This window comes from Neisseria sp. P0022.S010, assembly GCF_051956635.1.
This window is the reverse complement of record NZ_JBQCXF010000978.1, coordinates 1-237: the sequence shown is the minus strand read 5'-3', so window position 1 is coordinate 237 and position 237 is coordinate 1. Positions and strand designations below refer to the sequence as shown.

The following is a 237-nucleotide window of genomic DNA, read 5'->3' as shown; positions in this document are numbered from 1 at the left end:
GGAAGTGGATGCCGTATTCGGGACCGGCATAGGGTTTGGCCAGTCGGACGGGACGGCTTTCCCCACCCGGACTCCATTCGTCTAAATCAAACGGTAATTTGACGCGGTAGCGGCCCATGTCGTCGATATAGGCGTAGGTGCAGTTCTCCGCCGCAGTTACACGTGCGGGTAGTGTGCCGGCGATATGCGGACGCGGGGTGATGCGTTCGGGACGGTAGGCGAGTTGGGCGGGGATGG

The 237-nt window shown here is 61.6% G+C and carries 1 protein-coding gene; it reads right to left on the bottom strand.

Annotated features, from left to right (window positions below):
• The coding region (locus ACTHUT_RS22415) for a hypothetical protein (RefSeq protein ID WP_440386932.1) at positions 1–237 on the bottom strand (237 nt) is incomplete at both ends.